Annotated in this window: 17 protein-coding genes; 1 reads left to right on the plus strand and 16 read right to left on the minus strand. The window is 47.4% G+C overall.

The window, feature by feature from the left end; translation table 11 throughout:
* Positions 1-24: 24 nt before the first annotated feature.
* From rnr to fdhF, 16 genes are all read right to left on the minus strand, one after another.
* The gene (gene rnr, locus NSS95_RS11795) at positions 25-2,319 is read right to left on the minus strand and encodes a ribonuclease R (RefSeq protein ID WP_340713909.1); all 2,295 of its coding nucleotides are present in this window, start codon (positions 2,317-2,319) and stop codon (positions 25-27) included.
* Positions 2,320-2,346: 27 nt separating this feature from the next.
* Entirely contained in the window at positions 2,347-3,096 is a 750-nt protein-coding gene (locus NSS95_RS11800) for an alpha/beta hydrolase (RefSeq protein WP_026684975.1), read from the minus strand.
* Positions 3,097-3,290: 194 nt separating this feature from the next.
* A complete protein-coding gene (gene secG, locus NSS95_RS11805) occupies positions 3,291-3,524 on the minus strand; it encodes a preprotein translocase subunit SecG (RefSeq protein WP_014097478.1) in 234 nt (77 codons plus the stop codon).
* A gap of 380 nt (positions 3,525-3,904) precedes the next feature.
* Positions 3,905-5,320, minus strand: coding sequence for an ISLre2-like element ISBco6 family transposase (locus tag NSS95_RS11810; protein WP_340713910.1), 1,416 nt, complete (start codon positions 5,318-5,320; stop codon positions 3,905-3,907).
* A gap of 961 nt (positions 5,321-6,281) precedes the next feature.
* Positions 6,282-7,577 carry a phosphopyruvate hydratase gene (eno, locus tag NSS95_RS11815; protein ID WP_014097476.1) on the minus strand — a complete coding sequence of 432 codons (1,296 nt, stop codon included), beginning with the start codon at positions 7,575-7,577 and terminating at the stop codon, positions 6,282-6,284.
* Between the two features lie 228 nt (positions 7,578-7,805).
* Positions 7,806-9,341, minus strand: a complete 1,536-nt coding sequence (gpmI, locus tag NSS95_RS11820) for a 2,3-bisphosphoglycerate-independent phosphoglycerate mutase (protein ID WP_026684779.1) — start codon at positions 9,339-9,341, stop codon at positions 7,806-7,808.
* On the minus strand, positions 9,334-10,095 hold the full coding sequence (tpiA, locus tag NSS95_RS11825) for a triose-phosphate isomerase (protein ID WP_026684780.1): 762 nt from the start codon (positions 10,093-10,095) through the stop codon (positions 9,334-9,336). Before tpiA ends, gpmI begins: the two co-directional genes overlap by 8 nt.
* Before the next feature lie 26 nt (positions 10,096-10,121).
* Positions 10,122-11,306 (minus strand): phosphoglycerate kinase, encoded by a 1,185-nt coding sequence (locus NSS95_RS11830; protein WP_014097473.1) that lies wholly within the window; start codon positions 11,304-11,306, stop codon positions 10,122-10,124.
* A gap of 89 nt (positions 11,307-11,395) precedes the next feature.
* Positions 11,396-12,403, minus strand: coding sequence for a type I glyceraldehyde-3-phosphate dehydrogenase (gene gap, locus NSS95_RS11835; RefSeq protein ID WP_014097472.1), 1,008 nt, complete (start codon positions 12,401-12,403; stop codon positions 11,396-11,398).
* Between the two features lie 65 nt (positions 12,404-12,468).
* A complete protein-coding gene (locus NSS95_RS11840) occupies positions 12,469-13,497 on the minus strand; it encodes a sugar-binding transcriptional regulator (protein WP_014097471.1) in 1,029 nt (342 codons plus the stop codon).
* A 135-nt stretch (positions 13,498-13,632) separates the two neighbouring features.
* A complete protein-coding gene (locus NSS95_RS11845) occupies positions 13,633-13,878 on the minus strand; it encodes a glutaredoxin family protein (protein WP_014097470.1) in 246 nt (81 codons plus the stop codon).
* Between the two features lie 193 nt (positions 13,879-14,071).
* Entirely contained in the window at positions 14,072-15,406 is a 1,335-nt protein-coding gene (gene rpoN, locus NSS95_RS11850) for an RNA polymerase factor sigma-54 (protein ID WP_014097469.1), read from the minus strand.
* A gap of 199 nt (positions 15,407-15,605) precedes the next feature.
* Positions 15,606-15,731 (minus strand): hypothetical protein, encoded by a 126-nt coding sequence (locus tag NSS95_RS11855; RefSeq protein WP_014097468.1) that lies wholly within the window; start codon positions 15,729-15,731, stop codon positions 15,606-15,608.
* A 14-nt stretch (positions 15,732-15,745) separates the two neighbouring features.
* Positions 15,746-15,964: a heavy-metal-associated domain-containing protein gene (locus NSS95_RS11860; RefSeq protein ID WP_014097467.1), complete on the minus strand. Its 219-nt coding sequence runs from the start codon at positions 15,962-15,964 to the stop codon at positions 15,746-15,748.
* On the minus strand, positions 15,957-16,463 hold the full coding sequence (locus tag NSS95_RS11865; RefSeq protein WP_014097466.1) for a DUF1641 domain-containing protein: 507 nt from the start codon (positions 16,461-16,463) through the stop codon (positions 15,957-15,959). Before NSS95_RS11865 ends, NSS95_RS11860 begins: the two co-directional genes overlap by 8 nt.
* 71 nt (positions 16,464-16,534) lie before the next feature.
* Positions 16,535-19,528 (minus strand): formate dehydrogenase subunit alpha, encoded by a 2,994-nt coding sequence (gene fdhF, locus NSS95_RS11870; RefSeq protein ID WP_017551324.1) that lies wholly within the window; start codon positions 19,526-19,528, stop codon positions 16,535-16,537.
* A 129-nt stretch (positions 19,529-19,657) separates the two neighbouring features.
* Here fdhF and NSS95_RS11875 point away from each other — a divergent pair, with 129 nt between their 5' ends.
* Positions 19,658-19,876 carry a PCI domain-containing protein gene (locus NSS95_RS11875; RefSeq protein WP_014097463.1) on the plus strand — a complete coding sequence of 73 codons (219 nt, stop codon included), beginning with the start codon at positions 19,658-19,660 and terminating at the stop codon, positions 19,874-19,876.
* Positions 19,877-20,138: the final 262 nt, after the last annotated feature.

Here is a 20,138-nt window from a genome sequence, read left to right on the forward strand (position 1 = left end):
GTGAAGGCAGCCGAAAAAATCCGGTTACCTTCGATTTGCTTTTTTCTTTTTCTTTTTCGGCGGCCTCGTCGCCCAGTCTTCGTCGGCATGGTGCGATTTTTGCGGCCTAGCAGAATGGGTGCCGCGCACTTTGACGATCTTTTTCGGGCGTTCTTCTGTTTTTTCACGGCGGTTGTTTTTCATGCCGACAATTTCAAAATCAATATTATGTTCGTCTTTGTTCACATTGAGCACGCGGACGCGGATCTCATCACCAATGCGGAATACATTTCCTGTCCGTTCGCCGATCATGGCATATTGCCGCTCATTGTAATGGTAATAGTCATCTGTCATATAGCTGACATGGACAAGCCCTTCAATCGTGTTCGGCAGTTCGACAAACATGCCGAAATTCGTAACTGAGCTGATAATCCCGTCGAATTCTTCCCCGATTTTGTCTTCCATAAATTCGGCTTTTTTCAGCTCGTCCGTATCCCGTTCAGCTTCTACTGCTCGGCGTTCCATTTTCGAGGCATGGTCCGCAATTTCCGGCAGTAATGCTTTCCATTTTTCTTTCGTCTTTTCATCCAATTTTCCGCTGATCAAATACGTGCGGATCAGCCGGTGGACAATCAGGTCCGGATAACGGCGGATCGGTGAGGTGAAATGTGTGTAAAATTTCGTTGATAAGCCGAAGTGGCCAATGCATTCCGGATCGTACTTCGCCTGTTGCATCGACCGTAGCATGACCGTCGACACGACCATTTCCTCAGGCCGTCCGGAAACCGTATCAATGATTTCCTGCAACGCACGCGGATGCACTGAATTGGCTGTGCCGCGCACGATCAGGCCAAAGTTGGTAATAAACTCAAAGAACCGCTGCAGTTTCTCCGGTTTCGGCTCTTCGTGGATCCGGTAAATAAACGGCACGTCCATCCAGTAAAAATGTTCGGCAACCGTTTCGTTGGCCGCAAGCATAAATTCCTCGATCAATTTTTCTGCAACCGACCGCTCACGCAACACAACATCCGTTGGTTTGCCCTTTTCATCGACAATGACTTTGGCTTCTTTAAAATCAAAATCAATAGCGCCGCGCTCCATCCTTTTTTTGCGCAAAATCTCGGCGAGTTCGGCCATTTGTTCAAACATTGGAACGAGCGGCTCATAGTGTTTTCTAAGCGCTTCGTCGCGGTCGACAAGGATTTTATTAACGTCCGCATACGTCATACGAGCGGTCGTTTTGATGATGCTTTCAAAAATTTCATGATTGACAACGCGACCTGTTTCATCAATTTCCATTTCGCACGACAGCGTAAACCGGTTGACTTGTGGATTCAGGGAACAGATGCCGTTTGACAAACGGTGCGGGATCATCGGAATGACGCGGTCAACAAGGTACACGCTCGTCCCGCGTTCAAATGCTTCACGGTCAATCGGTGATCCTTCCGTTACATAATGGCTGACATCTGCAATATGGACGCCGAGCTTATAATGGCCGTTTGCCAGTTTTTTCACGGTAACAGCATCGTCGAGATCTTTTGCATCAGCCCCATCAATCGTTACAATCATTTCCCCGCGCAAATCACGACGGCTGCCAATTTCGCTCTCATCAATTTCTTCCGGCACCCGGTTTGCCTGTTCGAGCACTTCTTCCGGAAAGGCTTGGGGCAGCCCATACTGATGGATAATCGACAAAATATCAACACCGGGATCATTTTTATGGCCAAGAATTTTAATGATTTCGCCTTCCGCATTTTTCGTGCCTTCCGGGTAGGCGGTAATATGGACAATCACTTTATGGCCTTCGACAGCACCACCGTTTGCTGTTTTCGGTATAAAAATATCGCTGCCGAACCGTTTGTCATCGGGTACGACAAATCCGAAATGTTTGCTTTCGACGTATGTGCCGACAAGTTCTGTCTGGCCCCGCTCAAGAATGCGCACAACGGTTCCTTCCTGGCGCTGGCCTGAGCTTTTGGTGGACACACGGACAATCACGGTGTCTCCATTTAACGCATGGTTAGTTTCATGCGGCGGGATAAAAATATCGTCCATCCCAGGCTCATCGGGGGCGACAAAAGCAAAACCTTTTGGATGGCCGATCAGTTTTCCCCGTACGAGATTCATTTTTTCCGGCAGGCCGTAACGGTTGCTTCGCGTGCGGACAATGAGGCCTTTTTCTTCCATATAAACGAGCACTTTCACAAATGCTTTAAACTCGGAAGAATTGTCAATGCCGAACGCTTTTTCCAGTTCCTGAACCGTCAGCGGCTTGTACGTCTCTTCTTTCATATAAGATAAAATTTTTTCAACATCTTGCCGTAGTTGGTCTTGTTCCATTTATTTCCCTCCTTTTTCGGGAAAATTTTAAACCGACCAGTCAAGCGACTCCAGAAACGTGTATACATCTTCGTGAAGTTGATCTTTTTCGTCGTCGAGTGTAATAACATGGCCGGAGTTCTCATACCATTTGAGTTGCTTATGGTCTGTTTCCACTTCTGAATAAATAATATTGGCGCTTTCCGGGCGGATCATTTCGTCATGGCGCGCTTGTACAACAAAAACGGGCGCATAAATGTGATCGACATGGTTGCGCACATCCTGAATAAGCTCTTGCAGCGATTGCAGCGTATGCATCGGCGTCTTTTTGAATTCCCGCATTTCCTGTTCGATTTGCGCTTCGCTTTTCCCTTCGAACTGTTTGTATTTGCGGGCATACGCAACCACGCCTTCATACATCGTTTGCTCGCTTTTTATGTACATGGGCGCGCACATGGTGATAATTCCCTTTACAGGTACAGTGTAACCCAATTTTAAGGAAAATACCCCGCCCAATGACAATCCGGCTACTGCAATTTCATGATACCCTTTTTCTTTTAATAACTGGTAGCCGTTCATGACATCTTGCCACCAGTCGCTTGGGCCCGTATGCAAAAGATTTTCAGGCGGTACCCCGTGCCCTTTATATTGCGGCGCATGGCAAGTGTATCCTTTTTTTTCAAGGAAGCGCCCGAGCATCCTGACGTCGGCGCTGCTTCCGGTAAATCCGTGCAAAAGCAGTACAGCCCTTTTGCCGGCTTCAAATAAAAACGGTTTTGGTGGTACAATTCTCATCATCCGTAAAAAACGCCTCTTTCCTGCTGTTTTTCTTTGGGGCCTTTGTTCATTTTATTTGTAACAAAGTCGTTTCGGAAATGCCAGCAATCCGCATAAAAATACCCGGCCTGGATTTTGGGACCGGGATGGAAGTCATAAAGTTTACAGGCATGTGCGGATAAGGCTTCTTTATAAGTTGCCTGATTTGCATATCCTTATAGGTTTATATATGCAAGTCCGATGGCCAGCAGGAAAAATAAAACAGCGAGCACAATCGTAATCCTGTGTAAAATAAGGTCAATTCCGCGCACTTTTTGTTTCCCGAAAAGCTGTTCAGCGCCGCCGGAAATGGCGCCGGACAATCCCGTGCTTTTCCCGGGCTGGAGCAGTATGACTGCAATCAACAGAATTGAATCGATGATTAGTAATGTTAATAACAATGTATGCACAACTGCACACCTCCTGAGACGGGCAATACCTAATCTTGAGTGTACCATATTGGGGGGCAGGGTTCAACTACATTGGAATAATTGTATGTGTCAAGTTTTTCTCGACAAGGTTTAAATATCGGGTATTCCAAGACACTCTTTTTGTACACTTTCGGCTACCGTGTTTTACTTGCTCGGTATAATTTTCGGAAAAGATGTAATATTTCCGTATAAAGATGGATAACGGGGATGTTGAGGCGCGCGAAATCCACTCGCTTTCCGCGGGCGGCCGGCGAGCCTCCTCGCTTGTACCTCGCTGCGGGGTCTCTCCTGGCTCGCTTTTCCCGCAGGAGTCTCGTGAATTTCGCGCGCCTCAACGATCAGTCCCCACTGAGCCAGGCTTAAAACGAAAGCTCTAATATTTTGCTTAAATGTCCCATTGCCGATGAACTGCTTGAATGCAGGGCAACTGATCCGTGCTTTACGCCCACTGACGGGCGTACAGGCTGCTTGAGTAGTTGAGACATCCTGATGGATTGTTTCAAGTTCCGTTGCTTTCTCTCGCTTCTTGAACGGTGTTTCAGATAGGCTTCTCTCAATGTCCCATTGAGTATGCCTTGTTTGATTTTCACCATGGCTTCTGCGCCAAGTTCACTCCAATGCATGCCCCTTTTTTTCATCCTGAAGGAGATATGCCTTTGATTCGATTCCATCGCTCCTAGGCCTCTCGCACCTTCCGGCACGTTTTTCACCCTGTCCCTCCAGTCAAAAATGCGGTCCCAGTTTTTCAAGATATACGAACGGAATTCCTTGATTTTCTTGAGAGCCTTTTTATCCGTCAAGGTGCTTTCGTGCGTATCCAAATATAACGTGAATTGGTCCAGGTCATGCGTTCTAATCGCTTTTCTAATTTGCTCCTTGATCTCGCTCTTTCCGCCCCCAAATGTCCTTATGATGGCTTGTGCAACGTGGTAGGTATCCAGCTGGTTGAGCACCGGAAATTCCGACTGTGAGAAAGCTGTTTGAAACCGTTCAGCTGTGTATCCCGCACCTCCATCACTGTTTGTAATGACATGCGTTTTTTCGAGGGAGTAGGTGTTGGCAGCTGTGGCTTGGACTTCATCCCAAAATGTCTGGATGGCTTCCGTTGTCATGATGACTGTGGGCTGACGCAGGGAGACCCTTTTACCATTGGTTTCCCATCCCTCATAGAGAATGGCGTGGTGGACTTCCATACTCTGTTTCTTTTTTAGTCCCCGAACGAATACACCATCTGCTTCAGAAAACAGGTAGTCTACCTTCTTCCCCTCAGGCAGGGAAACAGCTATTTCTAGCTCTTCTACAAGTGCCTTATCGGCTTCCGCCTGAGTTTTCCCTACGTGTTTTACCATGTTCCCTACAGTTGTGTGACTAAGACTCACTGCTGTCCACTCTTTTAAAATATCAGCTACTTCCCGATAGGTGTTCTCACTTGCCAACTCTGCCACCTTTAATTCCACTAACGGGCTATATCTCTGGTGGGGTACCAGCCCCAAGCATTCATCCAAGGGATAATGTGAGTTCCCTCTCTTATCACGCATTAATGAACGTTTAAAAGTCACACTTCCAAATAGAAACTGAACGCTTCTGTTATCACTCCGGCAGTACACCCAGCCCTCCTCTAACTTCTCCTGTTTAATTATTTTATCTAACTCTTCAAATATTTCCCCAACCCATTGTGTAAAAGCCTTCTGCATCAGAAGTTTAAGCTGTTCTTCAAATTCGATAAGACTCTTTGTATCCTTTAATAATCCAGCAATTATTGATATAATATCCATGGGAAGACCTCTCTCTCTAGATGTTCATCTTGAAGTGTACAATTAGATGATAGAGCGTCTTCCCATTTTTTTCCACTCATCTGCCCCGTCGAGTAAAATTTTACACATACGGAATAATTGTCCGAAAATGAACAGCATCTTATTGGTCCGGCCCCCGTTTTGTCTTTTATGGGCTCGATGAGGAAGGATGTTTTTTGGTTTCCGGGTACCTGTTTTGTCTTACACGGGGCTAATGAAGAATATCTCTTTCATCCCGGCGCCTCGTTGTCTTTCATAACCTTATTGAAGGACATTTCCTTGTTTCTCAGCCCGCGTTTTGTCTTTCATGGAACCGATGAAGGACATTTCTTTCGCCCTGGTGCCTCATTTTGTCTTTCATAAGCTTGATGAAGGACACTTCTCTAGTTATCGGTCCCTGTTTTGTCCTTCATGACCTTGTTGAAGGACATTTCCTTGTTTCTCAGCCCGCGTTTTGTCTTCCATAGATCCAATGAAGGACATTTCCTTCGTCCCGGCGCCTCGTTTTGTCTTTCATGGAACCGATGAAGGACATTTCTTTCGTCTCGACTCCCCGTTTTGTCTTTCATGAACCCTATGAAGGACATTTTCTTCGTTCCAGAGCCTCGTTTTGTCCTTCATAAGCTCGATGAAGGACATTTTCTTCATCCAGGCGCCTCTTTTTGTCTTTCATAAGCTCGATGAAGGACATTTCTTTCGTCCCAACTCCCCGTTTTGTCTTTCATGAACCCTATGAAGGACATTTCTTTCACCTCGGCTCCTCGTTTTGTCTTTCATAAGCCCGTGAAGAACATTTCTCTGGTTACCGATCCCTGTTTTGTCCTTCATGTCCCTCACCCCGTTCCGCGTTTTTGTCAGCCAGACGCAAAACGGATAGCCTCATTTTTCCCGTACAACCAAAAAACTGCCCGGTGAAAACCGGGCAGTCTGCAGCAGAATGGCATTATTTTTTCAAGTTGTAGAAAGTTTTCTTGCCAAGGAACTCGGCTGTTTCAGCCAATTCGTCTTCGATGCGGAGCAATTGGTTGTATTTTGCTACGCGGTCGGTACGGGATGGCGCACCTGTTTTGATTTGGCCGGCGTTTGTTGCAACGGCAATATCTGCAATGGTGCTGTCTTCTGTTTCGCCAGAACGGTGGGAAACAATTGCAGTATAGCCTGCACGTTTTGCCATTTCAATTGCATTGAAAGTTTCCGTCAAAGTACCGATTTGGTTTACTTTGATCAGAATGGAGTTGCTGATGCCTTCTTCAATACCGCGGGCAAGTTTTTCAGTATTGGTTACGAACAGGTCGTCGCCCACCAATTGGACTTTCTTGCCAAGGCGTTCTGTTAACATTTTGAAGCCTTCCCAGTCATTTTCATCCAAACCGTCTTCAATCGAAATGATTGGGTACTTCGAAATTAATTCTTCATACCAATTCACCATTTCTTCCGCACTCAGGACTTTGCCTTCGCCGGCTAAATGGTATTTATGGTCTTCGTCACTGTAAAGTTCGGAAGATGCAACGTCCATTGCAAGCAAAACTTGTTCGCCTGGTTTGTAGCCGGCTTTTTCGATGGCTTCAATAATGGTAGAAAGGGCTTCTTCATTCGATTTCAAGTTTGGTGCAAAACCGCCTTCGTCACCGACAGCAGTATTATAACCTTTCGCTTTTAAAACAGAACGCAGGTTGTGGAAAATTTCAGCACCCATGCGCAACGCTTCTTTGAAAGTCGGAGCGCCGGCAGGCATGATCATGAATTCCTGAATGTCCACGTTGTTGTCAGCATGCGCACCGCCGTTTAAGATGTTCATCATCGGAACCGGCAGTTGTTTTGCGTTGAATCCGCCAAGGTATTTGTACAAAGGCAAATCCAATTCGTTTGCTGCAGCACGGGCAACAGCAAGGGAAACGCCAAGGATGGCATTTGCGCCAAGTTTGCCTTTGTTCGGTGTGCCGTCAAGTTCGATCATTGCTTTATCAACGCCGACTTGGTCAAATACATCGTAACGGCCGATAATCGCTTCAGCGATCGTGTCGTTCACATTTTTAACAGCTGTTTCGACACCTTTACCGAGGAAACGGCTTTTGTCGTTGTCACGGAGTTCAACGGCTTCGTATTCACCTGTAGAGGCACCGCTTGGCACCAATGCGCGGCCAAAACCGCCGTCTTCTGTGTAAACTTCTACTTCAACAGTTGGGTTGCCGCGCGAGTCCAATACTTCGCGTGCATAAACATCAGATATTAAAGACATCTTCTTATCTCTCCTTTTTCAATGCATAAATGGGGTTTTCATCACTTTGCCCGGCACTTTCCAGGCATGGCGCTAAGGGCACGTCTGCGGGAAATTTTCCCGGCATGCCCCCGGGTGTCATCCCTTTCCATGCCGCAGCACCTTCCAGGCATGGCGCTCCCGTTTTTAGGGCGTCACTTTCAACGCATTTGGCCCGATTTTCCTTTTATCAGGCTTCCCCACACAGGGTCATTTTTTAATCAGGCTTGTGCCTGTCATTTCTTTCGGTTTTTCAATGTTCAGCAGATCAAGCATGGTCGGTGCCAAGTCGGCAAGAATACCGCCGTCACGCACTTCAACATCTTTTTTCGTGATGATGACCGGAACCGGGTTTGTCGTATGGGCTGTCATCGGTTTGCCTTCCGGTGTCAGCACTTCATCCGAGTTACCGTGGTCCGCCGTGATAATGGCATAGCCGCCTTTTTCAAGGATCAGGTCCACGACTTTGCCGAGGCATTCATCGACTGCTTCGATCGCTTTAATGGTTGGTTCCAGCATGCCGGAGTGGCCGACCATATCCGGGTTTGCAAAGTTCAAAATGATGGCATCTTGTTTGTCATTCCGAATTTGCTCCAGCAAAGCATCCGTTACTTCATAGGCGCTCATTTCCGGTTGCAAGTCATATGTTGCTACTTTAGGGGAGTGAATTAAAATTCTTTCTTCCCCTGGAAAAGGTTCTTCACGCCCGCCGTTCATAAAGAACGTTACATGCGGATATTTTTCAGTTTCTGCAATCCGCAGCTGTTTTAACCCGTGCTGTGACAATACTTCGCCGATTGTATTGTCAAGGCCGACCGGTTTGAAGGCAACATAGCCTTTGACCGTTTCCGAAAAATGTGTCATGCAGACGAAGTACAAATCTTTCGGGTGATTCGGGCCGCGGTCAAATGCGCGGTAATCTTCGTTCGTAAAAGCATTTGAAATTTGGATGGCACGGTCAGGACGGAAGTTATAGAAAATGACCGAGTCATGATCCTGAACCGTTGCAACCGGTGATCCGTCTTCTTTTGTAATCACAGAAGGAATAACGAATTCATCAAAGATGCCGTTTTTATAGGAATCTTCAATGACCGCCATTGGGTCCGGATATTTCGGGCCTTCGCCGTATGCCATGGCGCGGTACGCTTTTTCCACACGGTCCCAGCGTTTGTCACGGTCCATGGAATAGTAACGGCCGGTAATCGTTGCAAATTCGCCGACACCGTATTCTTTAAATTTTTCTTCTGTTGCTTTGATGTATTTTTCCGCTGTTTTCGGGCCTACATCACGTCCGTCAAGGAAAGCATGGACGTACACTTTTTTCACACCTTGATCGGCTGCGAATTTCAGCAGCGCGAACATATGGCGGATATGGCTGTGCACGCCGCCGTCCGACAACAAGCCGAATAAGTGGAGGCTTGTCCCGTGTTTTTTCACGTTTTCAACCGCGCCGAGGAAGGTTTCGTTCTTTTCAAACTCGCCTTCGCGGATCGACATGTCTACGCGCGTCAAATTTTGGTAAACGATACGCCCTGCACCGATGTTTGTATGGCCGACTTCCGAGTTCCCCATCTGGCCGTCAGGAAGGCCGACGGATTCGCCGCTTGCGCCGAGTTGATTGTGCGGGAATTCCTTCCAGTAGCGGTCAAAATTTGGTTTTTTTGCTTGGGCTACAGCATTGCCGTATGTTTCTTTCCGGCAGCCGAAGCCGTCTAAGATGATTAATGCCACAGGTGCTTTACTCATGGCTTACCGCCTCCAATAATTGCAAATAAGATTGTGGGTCAAGGCTTGCACCGCCCACTAATGCACCGTCAATATCCGGTTGTTCCATGAATTCTTTAATGTTGCCGGGTTTTACACTGCCGCCGTATTGAATTCGAACGCTGTCAGCAACATCCCGGCTGAATTGGTCCGCGATCACACTGCGGATATAGGCACAAACTTCGTTGGCATCTTCGGCAGTCGAAGATTTGCCTGTTCCGATTGCCCAGATGGGTTCATAGGCAACGACAACCTGTTTTGCCTCGTCGTCAGAAAGCCCGGCAAAAGCAGCTTTTACTTGCGATCCGACGATTTGTTTTGTTTCATTGTTTTCCCGTTGTGCCAGTGTTTCTCCCACGCATACGATTGGTGTTAAATGATGGGCAAAAGCAGCTTTCACTTTTTTATTAACTGCTTCATCCGTTTCATTAAACATTTCACGGCGTTCAGAGTGTCCCAGGATGACATATTCAACATGCAAATCAGCGAGTGCAACCGGGCTGATCTCGCCTGTAAAAGCACCGCTTTCTTCAAAGTGCATGTTTTGGGCGCCAATTTTTACGCGGGTGCCTTTCGTTGCTTCCACCAGGCGTTCCAAAAAGAGCGCAGGCGCACATATGACGCTGTCGACAACAGATTCGCCAGGTACCGAATGTTTTACCTCTTCGGTAAAAGCCAGCGCTTCCGGCAAGGTTTTATTCATTTTCCAGTTCCCCGCAATGATCGGTTTACGCAATAAGGACACTCCCTTTCCTGATAAAATTATTTGTCATTTAAAGCTGCGACGCCAGGAAGTGTTTTCCCTTCCATGAATTCAAGCGATGCGCCGCCGCCTGTTGAAATATGGTCCATTTTCTCTGCCAGATGGAATTTTTCAACAGCTGCCGCAGAGTCGCCGCCGCCGATGATGCTGTAAGTGCCGGTTGCATCCGCGAGCGCTTCTGCAACGCCTTTTGTCCCGTTTGCATAGGCGTCCATTTCGAATACGCCCATCGGTCCGTTCCAAATGACAAGTTTCGATTCTTTGATGACTTTGGCATACAGTTCAACCGTTTTCGGGCCAATATCAAGTGCCTGCCAGTCAGCCGGGATTTCTTCAATCGCTACCTCTTTTTTGTTGGCAGTTTCGGAGAATTCGTCTGCTACGATCGCATCAACCGGCATATAGAAGTTGACGCCTTTTTCTTTCGCCTTTGCCATAAAAGATTTTGCAAGGTCAATTTTGTCTTCTTCAAGCAGCGATTTGCCGATTTCATGGCCTTGTGCTTTGACGAACGTATAAGCAAGGCCGCCGCCGATGATCAGGTTGTCGACTTTATCCAGCAAATTGTCGATGACGCCGATTTTGTCTTTTACTTTTGCGCCGCCGATAATGGCAGTAAAAGGGCGTTCCGGATTGGACAATGCTTTGCCGAGCACATCCAGTTCTTTTTGCATTAAAAAGCCGGATACTGCAGGCAGGTGATGGGCAATCCCTTCTGTTGATGCATGGGCACGGTGGGCAGCGCCGAATGCGTCGTTTACATACAGTTCAGCTAAAGATGCAAATTCCTTTGCCAATTCCGGGTCATTTTTTTCTTCACCCGGATAGAAACGGACGTTTTCAAGCAACAATACGTCACCATTATTCATTTTGCTGATTTCCGCCTTAACCGATTCGCCATAAGCTTCATTTGCTTTTTTGACGTCTTTTCCAAGCAGTTCGCTCAGGCGTTTTGCAACCGGTGTGAGGCGCAACTCTTCCACAACCTGGCCCTTAGGACGGCCGAGGTGGCTGGCAAGAATGACTTTCGCACCGTTTTCCACCAAATATTTGATCGTTGGAAGGGCAGCACGGATTCTTGTATCATCCGTTACATTGCCGTCTTTTAACGGAACATTGAAGTCGACACGGCAGAAAACGCGTTTGCCTTGCAATTCAACATCTTTAATCGATTTTTTGTTCATGGCAAAACGAACCTCCTTTTGTTTTACAGGCATTGAAAAAAGGGAGAGGGGATTCTTCCCCACCCCCCTGCAACGTTTTATCGTTCAAATTAAAGGCCTTTAGAAGCGATGTATTCAACAAGGTCAACAACGCGGTTGGAATAACCGAATTCGTTGTCATACCAAGAAATGACTTTTACCATGTTGCCTTCGATAACCATTGTGGATAATGCATCAATGGTCGAAGAAACAGTTGTATGGTTGTAGTCACGGGATACAAGCGGTTCTTCGCTGTATGCGAGAATGCCTTTCAATTCGCCTTCAGCCGCTTCTTTAAATGCTGCGTTTACTTCTTCAACCGTTACGTTTTTGCCAAGTTCAGCAACAAGGTCAACAACAGAAACGTTTGGAGTCGGAACGCGCATGGCCATACCGTTCAATTTGCCTTTCAGTTCAGGCAATACAAGTGCAACTGCTTTAGCAGCACCGGTTGTAGTCGGGATGATGCTTTGTGCAGCTGCACGTGCACGGCGGTAGTCTTTGTGCGGCAAGTCAAGAATTTGCTGGTCGTTTGTGTAAGAGTGAACAGTTGTCATCATACCACGTTTGATTTCGAATTTTTCTTGCAGCACTTTTGCAAACGGCGCCAGGCAGTTTGTTGTGCAGGATGCGTTCGAAATGACGTTATGGTTTTTAGGATCGTATTTGTCTTCGTTAACACCCATTACGATCGTAATATCTTCGTTTTTCGCAGGAGCGGAAATGACGACTTTCTTTGCGCCTGCTTCAAGGTGTTTTGCAGCCCCTTCACGGTTTGTGAAACGGCCTGTTGATTCAACAACAACGTCAACACCGAGGTCGCCCCATCCGAGATTTGCAGGTTCGCGTTCAGCCAAAACTTTTACTTTATGGCCGTCTACAACGATGGAATCACCGTCTACAGTGACTTCTTCTTCCAGGTTGCCATGAACAGAGTCATATTTTAACAAGTGTGCAAGCATTTTTGCGTCTGTCAGGTCATTGATTGCAACGATTTCAACATTAGGATTGCCTAAAGCAGCACGGAATACGTTACGTCCGATACGTCCAAATCCGTTAATACCAACTTTAACTGCCATTTGTATTTCCTCCTTGAGTCGTAAAGATTTTATATTTCAAAAGGGTTATCCCTTTTAAAAACAGGTTAGCGCCAAGCGAGAATTTGTTTTGCTGCCCCTTCGTCCGTAATCAGAACAGTGGATTCCGGTTTCGTGTTCATGTAGGCTTTAATGGCCTTTGCCTTGGATGCCCCGCCGGCAACCGCAAAAACATGGCGGATCCGGTGCAAATCCTCGAGTTGCAGGCCGATCGTCCGGACCTTGTGAACAATTTCACCCTGTTCGTTAAAATAGTACCCGAACGCTTCTCCGACTGCATGCCCACGGATGATTTTCTCCATCTCTTCTTTTCCGGTCTTGCGGCGTTCTGCCATTGTCATGGCTTCGCCAATGCCGTGCAGCACAATATCCGCTTGTTTAATAAGGGTAAGGACTTCTTTAATGGACGGCTCGTTTACGACCGATTTGTACACTTCCGGGCTGACCTGGTCAGGCACATATAATACCCTGTGTTTTCCGCCGGTCCTTTCCGCCATTTTTGCGCAGATCGTGTTGGCCTGATTTGCGACATCTTCACCAATCCCGCCTCTGGCCGGCACGAACAGCAGCTGCCTCTTGGCACTGATGTCGGGAGTTAACACATCTGCGACTGCGGCCATCGTCGATCCTCCGGTTACAGCGATTATATTGTTTCCCGTTAAGGCGGCTTTCATTCTTACAGCACAAGCCCTTCCAAGCTCGTTTTTCACCCACGGTTCTTTGTCGCTGTCCCCTTGAACCACGACCACGTCTTCGAGGCCCAAAGCTTGTTTCAGCTTTTCTTCCGTTTCATTTATACCCGATATTTCTCTCATCATGCTTTCCATATTTTGTAACAAGGCAGCACCATCATTTGTCACCGACATGCCCGAGGGTTTTACGTCAATGAGCTTTTGGTTTTTCAAAAAATCCGTTTCGCTCCGGAGAACGCGTTCTGACATGCCAAGCATTTGTGCCAATGTTCTTCTTCCGACCGGTTCCGCAAAAGAAATGGAACGGAGAATCCGGTATCGTTTTTGCATGACAGCGAGGATATCGGGGTATAATTTTTTTTGAACCTCTATCAACGATCGCATAGATAATGTACTCCCTTAAATAATTATGTAGGTCGTGTTGAGTCCCACAGAGACATTTTTTGTCCCACCTGCTTCAAAAAAAATTACCCTCGCTACATGTTTCATTCTAGCAGGATAAATTTTGCATTTCAACTATTATTGCTCATGAATTTCATGTAAGCGCTCCTTTATGGCAAAAAGGTGAATCCGCCCATATCCGAGCAGTTCCCCTTTGTACTCGATAACCGGGATCATAAGGCCGTATTTTTCCGTCCATGCATCGCACGCTTCGATGTCTTTTTCAATCAGCCGGAACGGGATTTCCTTTTGCAGGAGTTGCAGCTGTTCTTTTGCTTCCGCACAAAGCGGGCATTGTTTTCTTGTATATAGCACCAGTTCCATTTTAAAATCCTCCCCCTTTCCGGCCATTCGTGGCAGGCACATGGGCTGTGCTCCCGACCCGATATACCCAAATGCCTGATCCGTTATTTATTTATTTCAAAGTGTGTGCGAAATTTGCCCGTTCCCGTCCGATTCGTCCTTTTTTGCCGGCGGATGAAACGCGAAACTTCCGTTTTGAAAAAATATTCCCGGCTTATTCGTACCTTTTTCTTTTGGAAGATGACGGAATGCCGAGCTGTTCGCGGTATTTCGCCACTGTCCGGCGCGAGATTTCAAACCCTTTTTCATTTAATACGGTCACAATCGCCTGGTCGGAAAGCGGCTTCCGCTTGTCTTCCCCGCTTATAAGTGCTGAAATTTCATTTTTGACCTCGGCGCTTGAAGCTGCTTCTTCCCCGCCGGCAGAACGAACCGGCAAGGCGGTCGTGAAAAATGTTTTTAATGGGAAAGTCCCGAATGGCGTTTCCATATACTTTTCTCTCACTGCACGGCTCACCGTCGACTCGTGCATCCCGATGTCATCCGAAATTTCTTTCATCGTAAGCGGCTTCAAATGCCCTTTTCCATATAAAAAGAAATCCCGCTGTTTTTCAAGCAGTGCTGCGCCGACTTTTAGCAGCGTTTTTTTCCGGCTTTCGATGCTTTTTCGGATCCAGTAATATTCCTGCGTTTTTTCTTTTAAATAACGGGTGACGCCGGCATCTCCGGCCGGGTTCATGCTTGCATAACTTTCATTCAAACGGAGTTTTGGAACCTGGTTTTCTACAAGATACAATTCGAGCTTTCCCGCATGATTTTTGACCAAAAGATCGGGAACGATGTATTGCGGCCGATCTGCCATAAAACCGGATCCAGGACGCGGGTTTAACGTCTGCACATAATCAGATACCCGCTGGATTTCCTGCAGGGATATATCAAGTTTTTTCGCAATGCCTCTCCATTTTTTTTCGGCAAAATCGAGAAAATGGCGGCTGATCAATTCTTCCGCATGCCCGGGCGCATCCGGATCCCTTTTTATCTGGATCAGTAGACATTCCTGAAGCGATCTTGCGCCGATTCCGGCCGGATCCAGCGACTGGAGAATGCCAAGTGCTTTTTCGGCGTCTTCTTCGGAAATGGCAGCCATTTTTGCCGCTTCCTGAACCGAGATGGCAAGGTAGCCGTTTGCATCCAGATGGCGCGCATAAAGTTGGACCGCTTTCAAAATCTTGTTTGATAACGCTTTCATATCCAATTGGCTGATCAAAAAGTCTGGAAGTGTTTCCGTCTGTGCAGGAATTTGTTCAATCCAGTTTTTGTCCTGGCTTTTTTTCTGCCCCTTTACACGGCTCAGCCCGGAAAAACGGGAATCGACCAGTTTAATATTGGCGCTGGACAGTTCGATGAGAGGATTTTCCGCAGCTTTTTCTTCCAAAAAAGATGCGAGCTCCTGGGATGAGAACTGAAGAACCTCGATTGCTTGTTTTAATTCCTGGGTCATTGCCAGTTTCATTGACTGCTTTTGCCACAATCCGACTTGAAGATCCATAACATTCCCCCCTTGGCAATGATAAAAGGCTTCTCTTGCTATTGTCTTTTATTTTACAACATTTTTGTGTTTTAGTATATGCAATGGCAAGAAGTCCCATGCTTCCGGGGATATGGGCAGCCGGCAAACGCAGACGCCATTTTTTTTGCCGGAAAATTTGCGCACATAAATGGCGTTGCGGTGCCGCAACGCCATTTGCTTAATTTTCTTCTTCAAAATCGAATTTCCGGTCGGTCCGGCAGTTTTCACAGACATAAAGCACTCTTCTTGATTCCGCTTCGTTTTCTTCCGGTGTTTGGGAACCGCAGATTTCGCATACTTTCAAGTGCCTTCCTCCTTTTATGGTTCCATCATTTCAGCACGGTAACCCTGCTCCGTCACGGCTTGCATCATATCGTGGCAGGATGCCGATTGGTCATTATAGGTAAAAGTCGCTTCTTTTCTTGCCAAACTGATTTCAATATCGCGGACGCCCCAGACTTCATTCAGGGCGCGGCGGACTTTGGCGGCATCTTCTTCATTCACCATATCACTTACTTTCAACATCCCTTTAGCCAATGTCCGTTCCTCCTTCAGGAAGCGAATGGTTTTGCTCCATGGCTTCCCCCATCCCCGCCAAAATGCTTGTCATCATGGCAAGCGACCGCTTCACTTCCGGGGAGCGCATGCTTTTTCCGAGCTTCCACAGACTCTCCTGGCCCCCGGATTGGGCTGCTTTTTCAAACCCGCTCGTGATGCCTGACAAGATCGTTTGCAGTTGTTCCGGATCGATGGCGCCTAAAAATTTAAATACGTTCATCCCGTTTTTGACGACATGGTACATGGTGGGCTGGTTTAGTTGCCCTAAGGCAATTTCGGCAACGTCAACGCGGTTTTGGAGCAAACCTTCCATCGCATTAAGCACGCCCATGCCATCCAGCTGTTTGATGATCTCTAACAGTTTAATCAGTGATTCCCCGTTTTCGGCGGCTGCCTTTACAACCGCCGACAGAGAGGCTGCCTGCCATTCTTCCGGGGCCGGATCCACTTGTTTAATTTGCCTGATCGCCTTCGCCATATGCTTTCCCTCCCGGCTTTATTAATTTCACGGCCGGAACAGAGCCTTCCCGTCCGCGGATTTCTTTCTCATTACCGGCCCGTCCCGTTTGCCTGATCACCTTCGCCATATGCTTTTCCTCCCGGTGAAAATAATGCCGTGATCGGGATAAAGTCATCCCGCTTCCATTTTTCTTCCACTCTTACACTGATTTGCGGAATCCGATTGCCATAACGGTGGTTCACCTTTGGCAGCGGCGGTTTTCCTTTTTCCTCTAAAATCTCCATTTTTACGCCCATTTCTTTATAGTTCGGGGTATGGGTCACCCTGTCATGATAGCTGCTCGTCAGCCGGTTCACCATTTCATCCTCTTTCCGGGCGTTCATCGTTAAGTACAATTCTTTTCCTTGTACCCGCCCGGTCACAACGGCCCGTACTTTCACCTTTCCGTAAGGCGATGTCAGCCGTACAAGCGCCCCGTCTTTTATCCCCCGTTCACTTGCTGCCTCCGGTGAAATCTCAAGCCACGGCTCCGGCACTTTGTGATGGATGCCCGGAGAACGGTCCGTCAAATTCCCTTCATGGAACTGTTCCAGCAAGCGGCCGTTGTTAAGATGGTAATCAAATCCCTCCCCGGCTGAAAAAGGCGGTTCCCAGTCAACCGGTACCAGTCGGGCTTTACCGTCCGGAAAGGCAAAACGGTCTTGATATAGAAGCGGTGTGCTCGTACCGTCTTTTTTAACCGGCCATATTTGGCTGTTAAACCCTTCCAGTCTCTCGTAGCTGATGCCTGCAAAGTACTTTGCTAGGCTTGCCGCTTCTGCCATGATTTCGCCGGGGTGCTGGTAATGCCACTGGGCTCCCATTTTGTTCGCGAGCTCCTGAAAGATGACCCAATCCGGCTTCGATTCACCCATCGGTTCAAATACCTGGTAAAAGCGCTGGATGCGCCGTTCCGTATTTGTAAACGTCCCTTCTTTCTCAAGGCTCGGCGCAGCCGGCAGGATCACATCGGCAAATTGGGCCGTTTTGCTGAAAAACACATCCTGTACAACAAAAAAGTCGAGCTTTTCCAGATGTTCTTCCACAAAATTAATATTGGAATCAACGATCGCCATTTCTTCACCGAACAGGTAGAGGCCCCGGAGCTTGCCGCTTTTTATCCCGCCGATCATTTGATGATTGTCAAGCCCCGGGTTTTCCGGAAGTTTGACCCCCCAAGCCTTTTCGTACCGTTCCCTCACTTCATTATCTTCTACTGGTTCGTAGCCCGGGAACCAAGCGGGCATCGTTCCAAAATCACAGGCGCCTTGCACATTGTTGTGCCCTCTGAGCGGATATGCCCCCGTCCCAGGGCGGCCGTAATTACCGGTAACCAATAACAAGTTGGAAATGGCCGTGCTTGCATCCGTCCCGCATGTGTGCTGGGTGATGCCCATCGCCCAAAGAATGCATACGGATTTGGCTTCATGGATCATCGTTGCCATTTTGATTAAGTTCTCTTTCGAAATGCCGGTTTTCTCCTCGGCAAACGCCAGCGTGTATTTTTCCAGTGAAGCTCTGAACTTGTCTAGCCCTTTGACCCTGGCTTCAAGAAATGCTTTGTCTTCCCAGCCCTGATCGAGAATGTATTTTGTCACGGCGTTAAGCCAAATCAAATCTGTGCTTGGCTTCGAATGAATAAATAAATTGGCGCGGCTGGCCAGTTCGTTTTCCCTTAAATCGACGACCATAAGCTTTTGTCCATGCAATTTGTGCGCCCGTTTAATGCGTGTCGCAAGGACAGGATGGGATTCGGCCGGGTTCGCCCCCACCGTAACCACCAAATCCGCCTGCTGGATATCCCGGATGGTGCCGGAGTCCCCGCCAATACCAACGGTCCGCAAAAGCCCTGACGTTGCCGGCGACTGGCAGTAACGCGAGCAATTATCCAGATTATTTGTACCGATGATCGCGCGGGCGAATTTTTGAAAGAGATAGTTTTCTTCATTCGAACATTTAGATGAAGCAATAAAGCCAAGCGCGTCCGGCCCGTGCTGTTCTTTTATTTCCTGCAATTTGCTTGCGATCAGATTCAGGGCTTCATCCCAGCTTGCTTCAACAAATTCTTCCCCTTTGCGGATCAACGGCTTTGTTAAACGTTCTTCGCTGTTGACGAAGTCCCACCCGAACTTTCCTTTGACACATGTCGAGATGCCGTTTACTGGCGCATGTTCCTGCGGCTCGACTTTTAAAATGTGGCGCCCTTTTGTCCAAATTTCAAAACTGCAGCCGACACCGCAATAGGTGCAAACGGTTTTCGTTCTTTTGATTCTCGATTTTCGCATTGCCGCTTCCATTTCGGATATTGCAAAAATCTCTTTATATCCCGGTTCGACTTCTTTAGTGAGATCGATCATCGGCTCCAGCACTTTTTGCGGAATGCCGGTTAAATACCCTGCTTCCCCGAGCATGGACTTTTCCATAAGCGCATTGCACGGGCAGACCGTGACGCAATGGCCGCAAGATACACAAGAGGACTCATCGATGGGAACATCATTGTCCCAGATCACTCTTGGCACTTCCCGGTCCCAGTCAATCGTCAATGTTTCATTGACTTGCAAATCCTGGCAGGCCTCAACACATCTTCCGCAAAGAATGCACTGGTCCGGTTCATAGCGGTAAAAAGGATGGGATTGGTCCGGCGGGTAGGGTTTAGCTTCAAACTGGTATTTTTGATGCTCGATTTCAAGATGCTCGGCCGTGTTATGGACAACACAATTGCCATTATTGTTGTCACACACGGTGCAATAAAGCTCGTGGTTTTTCAGAATCCGTGACATTGCTTCATATTGGGCATCTTTTACAGGTTTGGAACCGGACTCCACTTCCATTCCCGGCTCTACCTTGGTTGCACATGCCCGCACCAGATTCCCGTTTACGTTCACAAAACAGGTATCACAAGTTTGAATCGATCCGAGATTCGGATGGTAACAGATCGCGGGGATGTACATATCGTGGGCGTTGGCCACTTCCAAAATCGTTTGCCCTTTACGCGCCGCCAGTTCTTGCCCGTTTATTCGAATCGAAAAGGTTGCTTCTTCCATCATCGGTCCCCCAATCATGCCTTTTTTATTAGGATTGCCAATTGACTTTCTTCTATAACTGATTTGGGATTGTTTCTTTACCATTTTGCGTATAATAAAAGTAGATTTTTTTAAAAAGGGGATCAAACCATGGAACAAGCGGAATTGTTTGAACGAATCAAAAACATGATTATCTCATCCACAAAAGAACCGAAATATACTGCACTGTCTACTGTCAAGCTTGCCGATCTATTTGACACGGACCCTCGTGAAATAGAGAGGGTCATCGGGGAATTGGTTGAAAAAGGAAAACTGAAGAAATCCAAACTTGAGGAACCGCCGCACGCGGAAATCTATTCCTTGCCTTGACTTGTCCCGCTCCCTGCATCCGGCAAAGCGGTTTCGAAAAAATGAAAAAACATGGGTGTAAGCTTGCATAAGCCGGCTTTGGATGCTACCTTTAAGAAAGGGAAAGCTGCAAACGGTTTAAATGGCCGGAGCATTTTGTGTGGGGGAGGGGAATCTATGAACGGGTTTATGAAAAAACAATATTTACCTATGATAATCGTTGCCATCGCCTTGGGCATTATGATGGCCCCATTTGTTTTAAACTTGATTGCCTATCTTGCTT

The sequence above is a fragment of the Weizmannia sp. FSL K6-3076 genome (assembly GCF_038007245.1).
Lineage (GTDB): Bacteria > Bacillota > Bacilli > Bacillales > Bacillaceae_C > Weizmannia > Weizmannia faecalis.

Bases quoted from the DNA above. Each gene is read 5' to 3' on its own strand.
- rnr (WP_340713909.1), bottom strand. From the start codon at position 2,319: ATGGAACAAGACCAACTACGGCAAGATGTTGAAAAAATTTTATCTTAT.
- NSS95_RS11800 (WP_026684975.1), bottom strand. From the start codon at position 3,096: ATGATGAGAATTGTACCACCAAAACCGTTTTTATTTGAAGCCGGCAAA.
- NSS95_RS11810 (WP_340713910.1), bottom strand. From the start codon at position 5,320: ATGGATATTATATCAATAATTGCTGGATTATTAAAGGATACAAAGAGT.
- eno (WP_014097476.1), bottom strand. From the start codon at position 7,577: ATGTCTTTAATATCTGATGTTTATGCACGCGAAGTATTGGACTCGCGC.
- gpmI (WP_026684779.1), bottom strand. From the start codon at position 9,341: ATGAGTAAAGCACCTGTGGCATTAATCATCTTAGACGGCTTCGGCTGC.
- NSS95_RS11830 (WP_014097473.1), bottom strand. From the start codon at position 11,306: ATGAACAAAAAATCGATTAAAGATGTTGAATTGCAAGGCAAACGCGTT.
- gap (WP_014097472.1), bottom strand. From the start codon at position 12,403: ATGGCAGTTAAAGTTGGTATTAACGGATTTGGACGTATCGGACGTAAC.
- NSS95_RS11840 (WP_014097471.1), bottom strand. From the start codon at position 13,497: ATGCGATCGTTGATAGAGGTTCAAAAAAAATTATACCCCGATATCCTC.
- NSS95_RS11845 (WP_014097470.1), bottom strand. From the start codon at position 13,878: ATGGAACTGGTGCTATATACAAGAAAACAATGCCCGCTTTGTGCGGAA.
- rpoN (WP_014097469.1), bottom strand. From the start codon at position 15,406: ATGGATCTTCAAGTCGGATTGTGGCAAAAGCAGTCAATGAAACTGGCA.
- NSS95_RS11865 (WP_014097466.1), bottom strand. From the start codon at position 16,463: ATGGCGAAGGCGATCAGGCAAATTAAACAAGTGGATCCGGCCCCGGAA.
- fdhF (WP_017551324.1), bottom strand. From the start codon at position 19,528: ATGGAAGAAGCAACCTTTTCGATTCGAATAAACGGGCAAGAACTGGCG.
- NSS95_RS11875 (WP_014097463.1), top strand. From the start codon at position 19,658: ATGGAACAAGCGGAATTGTTTGAACGAATCAAAAACATGATTATCTCA.